The organism is Shouchella tritolerans (genome assembly GCF_025770735.1).
Lineage (GTDB): Bacteria > Bacillota > Bacilli > Bacillales > Bacillaceae_D > Shouchella > Shouchella tritolerans.
On record NZ_JAODPB010000012.1, the window covers coordinates 1 to 13,371 of the forward strand.

The 13,371-nt window shown below is 44.0% G+C and carries 9 protein-coding genes and 2 rRNA genes; 9 read left to right on the forward strand and 2 right to left on the reverse strand.

Going from position 1 to position 13,371, the window contains the following annotated elements:
- Both N6H06_RS22000 and rrf read left to right on the forward strand, forming a co-directional pair.
- Positions 1 to 114: ribosomal RNA gene (locus N6H06_RS22000) — 23S ribosomal RNA — on the forward strand; the annotation flags it as partial.
- A gap of 262 nt (positions 115 to 376) precedes the next feature.
- Positions 377 to 492, forward strand: a 5S ribosomal RNA gene (gene rrf / locus N6H06_RS22005).
- A gap of 331 nt (positions 493 to 823) precedes the next feature.
- On the opposite strand, the gene N6H06_RS22010 is transcribed toward rrf, so the two are convergent.
- Complete coding sequence (locus N6H06_RS22010; RefSeq protein WP_193754548.1) at positions 824 to 1,771, reverse strand: YaaC family protein; 948 nt, start codon at positions 1,769 to 1,771, stop codon at positions 824 to 826.
- Between the two features lie 131 nt (positions 1,772 to 1,902).
- On the opposite strand from N6H06_RS22010, the gene guaB reads away from it, so the two are divergent.
- The 5 genes from guaB to N6H06_RS22035 all read left to right on the forward strand — a co-directional run bounded on the left by guaB (position 1,903) and on the right by N6H06_RS22035 (position 8,943).
- The gene (guaB, locus tag N6H06_RS22015) at positions 1,903 to 3,360 is read left to right on the forward strand and encodes an IMP dehydrogenase (protein WP_263707938.1); all 1,458 of its coding nucleotides are present in this window, start codon (positions 1,903 to 1,905) and stop codon (positions 3,358 to 3,360) included.
- Positions 3,361 to 3,496: 136 nt separating this feature from the next.
- Positions 3,497 to 4,795 carry a D-alanyl-D-alanine carboxypeptidase family protein gene (locus N6H06_RS22020; RefSeq protein ID WP_062751433.1) on the forward strand — a complete coding sequence of 433 codons (1,299 nt, stop codon included), beginning with the start codon at positions 3,497 to 3,499 and terminating at the stop codon, positions 4,793 to 4,795.
- Positions 4,796 to 4,938: 143 nt separating this feature from the next.
- On the forward strand, positions 4,939 to 6,213 hold the full coding sequence (gene serS, locus N6H06_RS22025) for a serine--tRNA ligase (protein WP_213029660.1): 1,275 nt from the start codon (positions 4,939 to 4,941) through the stop codon (positions 6,211 to 6,213).
- Between the two features lie 227 nt (positions 6,214 to 6,440).
- Entirely contained in the window at positions 6,441 to 7,235 is a 795-nt protein-coding gene (locus N6H06_RS22030) for a carbon-nitrogen family hydrolase (RefSeq protein ID WP_263707939.1), read from the forward strand.
- Between the two features lie 25 nt (positions 7,236 to 7,260).
- Positions 7,261 to 8,943, forward strand: coding sequence for a PucR family transcriptional regulator (locus N6H06_RS22035; RefSeq protein WP_263707940.1), 1,683 nt, complete (start codon positions 7,261 to 7,263; stop codon positions 8,941 to 8,943).
- A gap of 271 nt (positions 8,944 to 9,214) precedes the next feature.
- Here the strand turns inward: N6H06_RS22035 and N6H06_RS22040 are convergent, their stop codons facing one another.
- A complete protein-coding gene (locus N6H06_RS22040; RefSeq protein ID WP_263707950.1) occupies positions 9,215 to 10,570 on the reverse strand; it encodes a sigma-54 interaction domain-containing protein in 1,356 nt (451 codons plus the stop codon).
- Between the two features lie 251 nt (positions 10,571 to 10,821).
- On the opposite strand from N6H06_RS22040, the gene N6H06_RS22045 reads away from it, so the two are divergent.
- Both N6H06_RS22045 and N6H06_RS22050 read left to right on the forward strand, forming a co-directional pair.
- Complete coding sequence (locus tag N6H06_RS22045; protein ID WP_263707941.1) at positions 10,822 to 12,021, forward strand: ornithine--oxo-acid transaminase; 1,200 nt, start codon at positions 10,822 to 10,824, stop codon at positions 12,019 to 12,021.
- Between the two features lie 28 nt (positions 12,022 to 12,049).
- On the forward strand, positions 12,050 to 13,330 hold the full coding sequence (locus N6H06_RS22050) for a Glu/Leu/Phe/Val family dehydrogenase (protein ID WP_062751418.1): 1,281 nt from the start codon (positions 12,050 to 12,052) through the stop codon (positions 13,328 to 13,330).
- Positions 13,331 to 13,371 lie beyond the last annotated feature (41 nt).

Consider the following 13,371-nt stretch of genomic DNA (forward strand, 5'->3'; position numbering starts at 1 on the left):
TCCCATGGCGTAAGCCAGTAAGACCCCTTAGAGATGATGAGGTTGATAGGTCAGAAGTGGAAGCGTGGCGACACGTGGAGCGGACTGATACTAATCGGTCGAGGACTTATCCTATACATTCTTGACAGTTGAGTATTTCGGATTTAGTTTTGAAAGAATCACCGATTCTTTTCATATCCTTCAGAGCAGATGAAGTAATTTCGCCGCATCTGAAGCGAAACGATTGACAAAGAGAAGCAAGAAGGTCGAGGATCGGAAGTGTTCGACTGAAGGAGCGTACAAACGTACGTGACTGAAGAAGAATCACGAACGAGACGAAGAGATTCGCCGCTTATCTGAAGTCAAAAAAGAACTACGAAGCTTATCTGAAGTAGAGTCCGGTGACAATGGCAAAGAGGTCACACCCGTTCCCATGCCGAACACGGCCGTTAAGCTCTTTTGCGCCGATGGTAGTTGGAGGCTTCCTCCTGTGAGAGTAGGACGTTGCCGGGCAAATACTAAAGACACCTGAATAGGTGTCTTTTTTGTTAAGTGCAGAAGCAAAAGAGTGCTGCTTTGAAGAAGGAGTGTTAAAGTACATACTTAAACGTATGGAGATAAGCGCCTATAGAAATGCTACGTGAATAGACATCACAGAACAGCCTCGTGCCCTCCTGGGAGACGTAGGGATCATTTTCGTAAGACTACATGAAAGACTTCCTAGGAAAAGCCCCATGCCCGACTTCCCCGTAGGAAAAGATCCCGGAGCCAGAACGTTGCCATATATAAGCAATCGTTTGGACCCAAAATTTCCATTGTTCAAGACAACGTGTTGTATGGTTTCTTATTGAAATAACTGACGTTCGATAAGCTTCTTTGTCCGTGCTTGGACTGTGTCTAGAAATTGTTTAATAAATGGGATCTCATCACAATCCATTGTATGGATTCGTTCTCCCCACCATTCCGTTTCATAACGGCAGATCATGCTCAAGTTATAAAGCACGAGATAGTAAATAGCCAATTCAGGCAATGGTAAGTGATTGGCTTTTGAACGATGGATGAGGGGGGAGCCATCTTCATCAAAATGAAAAGGGGGAGCAGCGTTTTTTGCTGCTTGGGCGTTTGCAAAATGGATTTCTACTTGCTGTTTTGTTTCTACTACGGTAATCGTTCGCGTTTTTGGCACGAGCTTTCGCATTTGCTCGAGTGCGTATTGTTGAAAGCGGCTAGCAGTCATATGATACAAGTCAAGCAAGGTCGGTTCGAAAACCATCCTATCGGCGGCAGCCCATTTTCCTTTCATAAAAGGTTCTTCATTAACCAGGAATGCAAAACAAGCATGCATTTCAGGAAGTTGTTTAAGTAAAGCTTTCATTGCGTATTTATTCTCCGAGTGTTCCATGTGAAACAATTTTTTAATCATGTGAGGATAAAGGCCGTTCCGTTGCTCTTTCACTTCGTCTTCTAAAAAAGAGTAGCCTTGCTTCTTTCTCTTTCTCGTTGTGATGCCATGGGCCAGCACGGCAGCATTTTCAGGGTAATCAGGGTCGACAGATAAAACACAAGATTTGATTAGCTGAGAAAGGCCATAAAATAAAAGCATAGGTTTGATCGCAAAAGGAGCTACTTGTGCTTGAGCTAAGTACAAACAACCATGCTGCAATTGGTACATAAACCGGTAACAATTTTGATAACTCATAGAGGATGCATGATCGTATGACTGGCTTTGATAACGTTCAAATAAATAGTTCCGCGTAAAAGAAGCTGAATCAAAAAAAGTTAAACGCTCCACTTTATATACACACCCCATTTTTTGCACACTGAATTCAGAAAAGTACTACTTAAACCCTTGTCTTGACAGTAGTTTGCCCAATTGTTAAGCTACTAATAATATTTTCAGGCGTTTGAGGGGAGCTAGTATAAATGTGGGAAACAAAATTTCAAAAAGCAGGATTGACGTTTGATGATGTTCTCTTGGTGCCGGCTAAGTCGGAAGTGCTGCCAAGAGATGTTTCAGTTGCCACGAAACTAAGCGAGAATGTGAAATTAAATATCCCGATTTTAAGTGCGGGGATGGATACAGTGACAGAATCGGAAATGGCGATTGCGATTGCCCGAGAAGGCGGCATTGGCATTATCCATAAGAACATGTCCATTGAAGAGCAAGCTGAGCAAATCGATAAAGTGAAGCGCTCTGAAAGTGGCGTTATTACGGATCCGTTCTTTCTCACTCCAGATCGCCAAGTATTTGACGCGGAGCATTTAATGGGAAAATACCGGATTTCGGGCGTGCCGATTGTCGATGAGGAGCAAAAACTTGTTGGCATTTTAACGAACCGGGATTTGCGCTTTATTGAAGACTACTCGATCAAAATTGACGATGTCATGACAAAAGAAGGGCTTGTGACAGCGCCTGTAGGGACAACGCTTGAACAGGCAGAGAAAATATTGCAACAGCATAAAATTGAAAAACTGCCTCTTGTTGATGACAATGGCATTTTAAAAGGGCTCATTACAATCAAGGATATTGAAAAAGTGATTGAATTCCCGAATTCTGCAAAAGACAAGCAAGGGCGTTTGCTTGTCGGGGCAGCGATTGGCGTCTCCGCTGATGCGGATGCCCGCATTGCCGCTGTTGTAAAGGCAGGCGTAGATGCGATTGTGATTGATACCGCTCATGGCCACTCAAAAGGTGTTCTGGATAAAATTAAACAAGTTCGCAATGACTACCCTGACCTAACGATCATTGCAGGAAATGTAGCTACAGCCGAAGGGACAAGGGCACTAATTGAAGCAGGTGCCAGTGTCGTAAAAGTTGGCATTGGCCCTGGATCTATTTGTACAACAAGGGTTGTGGCAGGAATTGGCGTTCCGCAAATAACAGCTGTTTACGATTGTGCGACAGAGGCAAGAAAGCACGGGGTGCCGATTATCGCTGACGGCGGCATTAAATATTCAGGTGACATCGTTAAAGCACTTGCCGCCGGTGGACATGCTGTCATGCTTGGTAGCTTGCTTGCTGGTGTGAGCGAAAGCCCTGGAGAAACAGAGATCTATCAGGGGCGCCAATATAAAGTTTACCGTGGCATGGGCTCACTTGGAGCAATGGAAAAGGGAAGCAAAGACCGTTATTTCCAAGAAAATAACCAAAAGCTTGTACCTGAAGGGATTGAGGGAAGAACGTCCTACAAAGGACCTCTAGCTGACACTGTGCACCAATTAGTTGGTGGCATCAGGGCTGGCATGGGCTATTGCGGCACAGCGACAATTGATGACTTGCGCGAAAATAGTCAGTTCATCCGTATTACCGCTGCCGGTTTACGGGAAAGCCATCCTCATGATGTGCAAATTACAAAAGAAGCACCAAACTACACGTTGTAAAAAATTCCACATTTTTTTACTGATAGATAGGGACTTCCCTATCTATTTTTTTTGGTGTCAGCGTGTTAAAATAGCAAATGTGTGTTATACAAGCGGGGGTGTAAAGGTGAAACAGAAGGGTTTACCAAGCTGGACAATGCGTTTTATCGCTGCGTTGGCTATGCTTGCTTTCGTACTAGGACCAATTAAGCCTGCGAATGCGCAGTCTTTAACAGTAGATGCCAGTGCAGCGATTGTCATTAATGCCGATACTGGACAAATTTTATTTGAACATAATAGCGATGAACAATTGGCGATTGCCAGCATGACAAAAATGATGACCGAGTACTTAGTGCTTGAATCAATCGCTAATGGCGACATATCTTGGGAAGATGAAGTAACGGTATCCGATCATTTACTGCCACTATCGCATCAAAGAGAGCTATCCAATGTGCCATTGCGCCAGGATTATACGTATACAGTAAAAGACTTGTACGAATCAATGGCGATTTATTCGGCAAATGCTTCGACGATGGCGTTAGCTGAGCATGTCGCTGGTACGGAAGCTCAGTTTGTCGCCAAAATGAATGAAAAAGCAGAAGAACTCGGGCTAGAAAAGTATGAGTTTATTAACGCGAGCGGCTTGAACAATGGTGACTTGCAAGGTGAGCATCCAGAGGGGACGCCAGCCGATGGAGAAACGACGCTTTCTGCCCGTTCCGTTGCGCAACTTGCGTATCACCTGTTGAAGGATTTTCCTGAAGTGCTTGATACGGCAAGTGTACCTGAAGCTGTATTTGATTCTGGACCAGAAGAAAAAATTGACATGCAAAATTGGAACTGGATGCTGCCAAATAGCCCCCATTATTATGAAGGGGTAGATGGCTTGAAAACTGGATATACCGATGCGGCAGGCAATAGCTTTACGGCGACAGCTGAACGCAATGGTGTCCGTCTAATTACTGTGGTAATGGGAACAGAGACCCGGGATGACCGTTTTAACGAAACGAAAAAACTGCTCGATTACGGTTTTAATCAGTTTGAAGAGCATCGGATCATCGATGCTGGAACGGAACCGGAAGGCGGTGTCGTTTCTGTAGCGCGGGGGAAAGAAAAAGAAGTCCAACTCGTGACTGACCGCGATTTGACTTTTATGCTTGAAAAAGGGCAGAACGAAAACTACTCCGTTGAAATTGAACTGGATGAAAACAAGACGAATGAATCTGGAGAACTTGTCGCTCCTATAGAAGAAGGAGAAACGGTTGGGACGTTAAAAGTCATCATGGACGAGCCAGTTGAGTATCTTCCAGGCAGCCAGCAAAGCGGAATTGAGCTTGTTGCAGCAGCAGATGTTGAAGAAGCAGGCTGGTTCACCATGTCGATGAGAGGAATTGGCGGTTTCTTTTCAAATTTATGGTCCAGCGTTTCTGACACCATTAGCGGTTGGTTCAGTTAAATCTAAGCTAATGGACAAATAGCATCATGGCATAAGAAAACACGAACCATTGATTTCAAGCAGGGCGCATGCCCTGCTTGTGTGCTTTTCTTTCTCCTGTGAATTTTGGTAAAATGGATAGGAGTAACGAGGAGGTCGTTTAGATGTTAGACGTGAAAAAATTGCGCAGCGATTTTGAAGGCGTGAAAGCGCAGCTAGAAAGACGTAACGGCACGATAGAGGGGCTTGAACGCTTCTCCCAGTTGGATGCCTCACGCCGCACGATGATACAGGAAGTCGAAGAGCTTAAAAGCAAGCGAAATGACGTATCTGAGCAAATCGCTGCCTTAAAACGAGACAAAAAAGATGCTGATTCGCTCATTGCGGAAATGAAGCAAGTCTCTGAACGGATTAAAGAGCAAGATGAGCAGCTTCGCAGCATCGAAACGGAATTAGAAGCGCTCTTGCTCACGATTCCGAATATCCCACAGGAAGACGTCCCTTATGGCGAATCAGAAGAGGATAATCGGGAAGAGCGCAAATGGGGAGAAGTGCCTGACTTTTCGTTTGAGCCGCGTCCTCATTGGGAACTGGGGACAGCGCTCGATATTCTCGATTTTGAACGTGCTGCAAAAGTGACAGGCAGCCGGTTTACGGTTTATAAAGGGCTCGGGGCACGCCTAGAACGAGCGCTCATTAATTTTATGATGGATCTGCACGCTACTGAGCATGGCTATACGGAAGTGCTGCCTCCTTATATCGTCAATCGCGCTAGTATGATTGGCACAGGGCAATTGCCTAAATTTGAGGAAGATGTTTTTAAAATCAGCGAAGAGGATTATTTCCTGATTCCAACTGCGGAAGTGCCAGTCACGAACTTGCATCGCGGTGAAGTGCTGCAAGGAGAACAGCTCCCGATTGCTTATAACGCCTACAGCACGAATTTCCGCTCTGAAGCAGGTTCTGCTGGTCGCGATACGCGGGGGCTCATTCGCCAACACCAATTTAACAAAGTGGAGCTTGTTCGTTTTTCGTTGCCGGAGGATTCCAACAACCAGCTTGAAATCATGACAACTCACGCTGAAAACGTGTTGAAGCGCTTAGGATTGCCTTACCGTGTTGTGACTTTATGTACAGGAGATTTGACCTTTGCCTCTACGAAAACATACGATTTGGAAGTATGGATGCCAAGCGCCAATACGTACCGTGAAATTTCTTCGTGTTCCAATATTGGTGACTTCCAAGCAAGGCGCGCCAATATCAAATTCCGCCGCGATCCAAAAAGCAAGCCTGAGTATGTCCATACGCTCAATGGTTCTGGGGTAGCGGTTGGCCGTACGGTAGCGGCCATTCTTGAAAATTATCAGCAAGAAGATGGCTCCATTGTCATTCCGGAAGCATTGCGGCCATATATGGGTAATGTAAACGTTCTTTCATAAAGAAAAAAGCTGCAACACGCTGCAGCTCTGAGGTTGTCGACAAAGTCAATAACTGCACTCAGACTGCTAGAAAACGCTTGTCAGACGAGGAGTGCGGCCGAGGGAAGATGCGAATAGAACGTGGGTTCATGAGCATATGAGTGAGGCAAACGACGACGTATGTGAGCGTTTGTCTACAGTCTGAAAGCTGCAGCACGCTGCAGCTTTTTACAAAGGAGCTAAAAACGATGCATGTCGCTGTTTTCCAAATGGAAGTATTAGCAGGAAAGCCAGACCGGAACCGAGAACGTGTAAAAACGTGGATTGAGCAACTATGCCGTGAGCAACAAGAGCGGCCGCTTACGATCGTATTGCCTGAGCTATGGACGACTGGGTACCAGCTTGAGGACCTTGGTGAACTGGCGGAAGAAGAGGGAAGGGAGACGATTGCATTTTTGCAACAACTCGCGCGAGCGTATCGCATCCATATGGTCGCCGGTTCCATTGCAACAAAAAAAGACGGCGGCATTTACAATACAGCGCTTGTAATTGATGCACAGGGCAAACTTGTCTACACGTATGACAAAGTCCACCTTGTCCCTATGCTTGACGAACCTGCCTACATGGAAGGCGGAAGCATGCCACCTGCCTTATTTGAATTAGAAGGTGTCAAAATGGCGGTCCTTATTTGCTATGATTTGCGTTTTCCCGAGTTAGCGCGGCGTCTGGCATTAGAAGGTGCAGAAGTGCTTTTCATTGTTGCTGAATGGCCGTTGGCGCGTGCGATGCACTGGAAAGCATTGCAGCAAGCCAGAGCGATCGAAAATCAGTTTTATCTCCTTTCTTGCAATAGTGTCGGCAGCTATAATGGTACCGCCTATGCAGGCACATCGATGGTGATTGACCCGTGGGGGGAAATTATCGTGGAAGCCAGCAGCACTGAAGAAGAATCGCTTCAATGTAAAGTGGATTTTAGCAAGGCTGCTGAAGTGCGGGAGAGAGTGCCGGTGTTTTCTAGCAGGCGGCCCGAATTGTACCGGTAACTATTTCAAATGGGGGGTGGGTTGAATGAAAATTACATTGGCACAAGTAATGGAATTGGATATTATGAAGCCTACCATCATTAAGACTGCACAAGAACAGTTGCCTTACCGACAAGTCGAATGGGTTTCGATTACGGAAGCCCCAGTGGAAAACTTTATCAGGCAAAATGAGCTTGTTCTTACGACAGGCATCGGCTGCACCCAGGAGCCAAAGGCGTTTTATTCCTTTGTGCAAGATGTAATTAAGTCGGAAGCGTCTGGGCTTGCAGTTGCGATCGGCCGGTTTGTGTTTGAATTATCCGAAGATGTCCGCGCCCTTGCAGAGAATGCGCAGTTTCCCATTCTTTTTTTGCCATGGGAGATCCGCTTTGCCGACATTACACAGGCGGTTACTGCCAAGCTTGTTGATTCAAAGCAGGACGATTGGCAATTCACACAAAAAGTACAACAGGAACTCTTGTCCTTAATGCTTGCCGGAAACCACTTGTCTGCTCTAGCTGAACATGTCGCTGGCTATGCCGCCGTGCCCATTGTCATAACGGATGCCCAGGGGCGAATTAAAGGGAAAAGCCATGCAGCTGAACCGGTGGTTGGCCTAGTTAGTAAAGCATACAAACAAATGCGCACAAGCGGCCAGGAAAGTGAGCACCACCCCCTCGAACGTAAAATTCAAACGCTCCATACAGATGGCACAGACGTACACATATTGCCGATCATCCAAGCAAATGAGCAAATTCAAGGGTATGTATTTGCTGTCAACACGGATAAAATGGCCTCAAGCGAGCTGGCGACAGCCTTTATATTGCATGCCGGGACAGCCGCTGCATTTTGGTTTTTGCAAGAGAACACAGTGCAAGAAACGGAAGCCCGTATGCGCAATCATTTCGTCGCCGACTTGTCTCACGGTTCGATTGAAACGGAAGCACAACTAAAAACACGAGCTGCAGCGCTAGGATATGAAGTTTCCGTTCCATACATCGCGATAGTAGGAATGCTGCACAATATGGAAGAGCTGTATAGCCGTTCTGATCAAGTAGCCTCATTTAAAGAGTGGCAACGAAGCATGGTCCATTATATCGAGGAAGAGATCTACTATGCAGGCGTAACCGTTGAACGTGAAACGATGTCGACGTTTATGGATGGGCAGCTATTGATTTATTTAGCCGTTCCCTGTGACGATTACCGGACGACGGTTAATGGTTTTCTTGATTTGCTTGATCGCCGTTTGGCTCATTTGCTTCCCGATGTAGAAATAACGTGGGGAATCGGTGACCAGCAAATGAACACCTATGCGTTTGAAGCCCGGTATCAAGAAGCGAAACAGGCACTACTGCTTGGCATCGGCAGGAAAGGGCAAGGAAGCCGGATTTTTTATACAGATACGCGCATTGACCGTGTCCTCTATAAAATCGGGCAAGAACCAGAACTGCGAAGCCTGGTGCTAGACTATGCGGCACCACTTTTTGCCTACGATGAGCAAAGGCAAATGGACTTGGTCGGTACATTTGTCGCCTATCAAAGAAACCAAAACAAAGTGACACAGACAGCGCGTTTTCTTCATTTGCACCGCCAATCACTGCTATATCGGCTTCGGAAAATTGAAGCGCTGACTCATTTGTCATTGGCTAATCCTGATGATGTCTTTTTGCTTGATCTAAGCATTCGCATATCGATGATCCAACGCCACATGCAAACGCCTAACTCCTAAACAGTTGCCTCTCGAAAATCCATTAATACTGTTGTTCCAAGTTTATCATCATGCTCCACTCGCATTTTTTCTTGTTTGACAGGAAATTCGTACCAGTCTAATTAATGTTGCCGATTTTGTCGACCACCGTCTGTATCACACGGACTTTCCTGGAGAGGCGAGCGTAATCTCCTGTCGTGGTGATCACTTTGTCGCCTCTTCGTAGCCCTATTGTGCTTCATGTCAAGCCGAGTTCACCACACGAACAGTGGATGACTGTAAAGCAACGCCATTAGTTCAATGAAAGTTGAAACTTTTTAATCCGATATTGGAGATTTTGTCTACTCATGCCAAGAATTTTTGCAGTTTGGGAAACGTTCCAGTTATTTTCTCTTAAGGCTTGTAAAATATAGAGCTTTTCGACCTCTGCTATTTTTTCTTGTAATGTTTTTGCAGGCAAATTGCCTGTTTGCGTATCTTTAGCTTCTTTTTGATAGCGAGTGCGTAATCGAAACGGCAGGTTGTGTATTTGAATCTCTGTTTCATCACTAATTAAATTCATGGTGCCTTCAATCGTATGTTCAAGTTCTCGAGCATTTCCTGGCCAATCGTGTTGGAACAGAATCGCTTTTGCCTCTTCACTCATAGCCTTTACATTCATCTTAAACAAAGTGTTATACTTGTGAATGAATTCCTCTATAAGCAGAAGAATATCATCTTTTCTTTCACGCAGTGGCGGGATAAATAAAGTTACGACGCTGAGGCGATAGTACAAATCTTTACGTAAGCGGTTATTTGCAATCAAATCTATCGGATCTTCATTAATCGTAGCAATAATTCGAACATCGACTTTTTTGTCTTTGGTATCGCCGATTCGACGGATGGTTTTTTCCTGAATAACGCGTAATAATTTCGCTTGCAGAGCTGGGTCGAGAGAATTGATTTCGTCTAGAAGCAACGTTCCGCCATCAGCTTGCTCGAATAAGCCTGGGGTATCCAATGCCCCGGTAAATGCTCCTTTTTTCGTTCCAAATAATAAACTTTCCATTAAATTTTCAGGGATGGCCGCGCAGTTTTGTGCTAGAAAAGGAGCGTGTGCCCTTGGGCTGGCATAGTGAATGCTTTGGGCAAATAACTCTTTCCCTGTGCCTGTTTCGCCAACGATTAGCACAGAAGAAGACGTGCGGGCGGCTCGTTTTGCTTCTTCTACAACCGCTAAAAATGGCTTGCTGTTGCCGATGATTTGGTCAAAGGTGTAATGATTCTCTCTTTTTCGCAGCACATTCTTCTTAATAACATGATCCAGCTGGGTAATATCTTTCGCAATTTCCACCGCAGCCGTAATTTCCCCGTTTTCGATAAAAGGGAAGGTATTATTAATAGTTGTGACTTCTTCGCCTTTATTATTAAAATACGTTTGTTTTACATCCTTCGTTACTTTCCCTGTCTTTAATGCTTGTACAAGTGTACTGCGTTCATCCTCGTGAAATGTAAAAACCTCTAAAAGATTTTTATGGAGCACTTCAGTATCTACCATGGATTCGATTTCCATCATTTTTTTATTATATATAATGGTATTTCCATTTTGATCAATAACATGGATACCAACATTTATTTCGTCTACTAGCATTTGATATAGTTGATTCATTTGTTCTAGATTTTTTTGTGTTTTATTTTCTTTCAAAATATCCCTCCTTTAAAGGTGAGTTTAATCGATAAACAGACAAAGTGCAAAAAATTTTTCGTTTATCCTTTAAGGTATGCAAAAATTTTTTTCTTCAATCCTTTTGAAACCGTTTCACCATCTGCATTTAAACTTTGGCATGAAGTTTGCATATAGAAACAGTGAGTACAAAATGGAAACCATTGTGATTCATCACCTAAAAGGAGGAATTTTTAATGACGATTGTAAAATCAGATGACATCATTGAACAAACAAATGCTTATGGAGCACATAACTATCATCCGCTTCCAGTTGTTATTGCTGAGGCTGAAGGCGTGTGGGTGAAGGATCCTGAGGGCAACAAATATATGGATATGCTTAGCGCTTATTCGGCGTTGAACCAGGGCCATCGCCATCCAAAGATCATCCAGGCATTAAAGGAACAGGCCGATAAAGTAACATTGACTTCCCGTGCTTTCCATAATGACCAGCTTGGTCCATGGACCAAGCGTATGGCAGAATTGACAGGAAAAGACAAAGTGTTGCCGATGAATACAGGGGTAGAAGCGGTTGAGACAGCAATTAAAGCAGCTCGTCGCTGGGCTTATGAAGTCAAAGGAGTCGAAGACAATAAAGCAGAAATTATTGCGGCAAAAGGGAATTTCCATGGTCGGACATTAAATGCGATCTCCTTATCGAATGATCCAGGAGCGACCAAAAATTACGGACCTTTTGTACCAGGGATAAACAAGATAGAGTATGGGAATGTGCAAGCCATTCGTGAAGCAATCACTCCTAATACAGCGGCTGTGATTGTAGAGCCAATCCAAGGAGAAGCAGGTATCATTATCCCGCCTGAAGGTTACTTACAAGCCATTCGTGATCTCTGTACGGAAAACCATATCCTCTTTATTGCCGATGAAGTGCAAACAGGTTTTGCACGAACTGGAAAGATGTTTGCTTGTGAATGGGAAAATGTCGTTCCAGATATCTATGTGATGGGAAAAGCATTGGGAGGCGGCGTTTTTCCAGTATCGGCTATTGCTGCTAATAAAGAAATTATGGATGTATTTACTCCAGGTTCACATGGATCTACTTTTGGAGGAAATCCGTTAGCTTGTGCCGTTTCTCTAGCAGCAATTGAAGTAATTGAGGAAGAAAATTTAGCAGAGAAATCTTTAGAATTAGGGGAGTATTTTACAACGGCATTACGGGCAATTGATAATGATGATTTAATAGCCGTTCGAGCACGAGGATTATTTATCGGCGTTGAATTCAATCATCCTGTTCGCAAGTATTGTGAACAGTTGAAAGAAGCAGGGGTCCTATGTAAAGAAACACATGAAAATACGATCCGATTTGCTCCACCGCTTGTAATCACAAAAGATGAATTAGATTGGGCTATCGAAAAAATCAACCATGTTCTATCAAAATAAGGGAAGCCTATTAAAAGGGGTGTGACAAATGGAAGCAGTAAAAGAGCATATTCAATCAAAAGAAGAGCAAGACCAGTTAGATATTTTTCAATCAACACAGAGAATTATTAAAGAAGCGGTTGGCTATCTAGGTTATCCAGATGGAATGTATGAATTATTAAAAGAACCAATACGAATGCTAACGGTTCGTATTCCAATCCGAATGGATAATGGAAAAACAAAAGTATTTACAGGCTATCGGGCCCAGCACAATGATGCTGTTGGCCCGACCAAAGGTGGGGTCCGCTTTCATCCAGAAGTCAATGAGACAGAAGTGAAAGCATTATCGATGTGGATGAGCTTAAAAGCTGGAATTGTAGACTTGCCTTATGGCGGGGGGAAAGGCGGTATTATTTGCGATCCTCGTGAAATGTCTTTAGGCGAAATTGAGAGATTAAGTCGCGGGTATGTGCGGGCGATTAGTCAAATTGTTGGTCCGACTAAAGATATTCCTGCACCAGATGTATTTACAAACGCACAAATCATGGCATGGATGATGGATGAATATAGCCTTATCCGTGAATTTGACTCCCCTGGATTTATTACCGGGAAACCAATTGTCCTTGGTGGATCTCATGGTCGGGAAACAGCAACGGCAAAAGGCGTTACAATATGCATCGAAGAAGCTGCACGAAAAAGAGGCTTGGATGTGAAAGATGCTCGGATTATTATCCAAGGGTTTGGAAATGCAGGCAGTTTTCTTGCTAAGTTTTTGAAGGAAAAAGGAGCAACAATTGTTGGCATTTCCGATGCACATGGTGCTTTATATAATGATGAAGGATTGGATATTGACTACTTGCTCAAACGTCGTGACCGTTTTGGGTCGGTAACAAATTTATTTGAAAATCGAATTTCCAATAAAGAATTGCTGGAAAAAGAATGTGATATTTTAGTTCCAGCAGCTATTGCTAATCAACTAACTGCCGACAACGCTGCAAACATTCAAGCTTCTATTATTGTGGAAGCAGCTAATGGCCCAACAACATTAGAAGCAACAGAAATTTTAAGTAAAAGAGGAATTTTAATTATTCCCGATGTACTTGCAAGTGCTGGAGGAGTAACCGTATCTTATTTTGAATGGGTACAAAATAACCAGGGATTTTACTGGACGAAAGAGGAAGTTGCTGATCGTATGCGTGACGTACTTATTTCTTCGATGAATAAAGTATTTGCAACAGCCGAAAAACACCAAGTAAACATGCGCCTCGCTTCTTATATTGTCGGTATTCGAAAAACAGCTGAAGCTGCACATTTTAGGGGGTGGGCTTAGCTTTTCCATTGTTTACAGTACTACATAAATGTAAGCGCTTG

Coding starts and splice junctions, on each gene's coding strand:
- N6H06_RS22035 (WP_263707940.1), top strand. CDS start 7,261: ATGAAAATTACATTGGCACAAGTAATGGAATTGGATATTATGAAGCCT.
- N6H06_RS22030 (WP_263707939.1), top strand. CDS start 6,441: ATGCATGTCGCTGTTTTCCAAATGGAAGTATTAGCAGGAAAGCCAGAC.
- N6H06_RS22045 (WP_263707941.1), top strand. CDS start 10,822: ATGACGATTGTAAAATCAGATGACATCATTGAACAAACAAATGCTTAT.
- serS (WP_213029660.1), top strand. CDS start 4,939: ATGTTAGACGTGAAAAAATTGCGCAGCGATTTTGAAGGCGTGAAAGCG.
- N6H06_RS22020 (WP_062751433.1), top strand. CDS start 3,497: ATGCGTTTTATCGCTGCGTTGGCTATGCTTGCTTTCGTACTAGGACCA.
- guaB (WP_263707938.1), top strand. CDS start 1,903: ATGTGGGAAACAAAATTTCAAAAAGCAGGATTGACGTTTGATGATGTT.
- N6H06_RS22040 (WP_263707950.1), bottom strand. CDS start 10,570: ATGAATCAACTATATCAAATGCTAGTAGACGAAATAAATGTTGGTATC.
- N6H06_RS22050 (WP_062751418.1), top strand. CDS start 12,050: ATGGAAGCAGTAAAAGAGCATATTCAATCAAAAGAAGAGCAAGACCAG.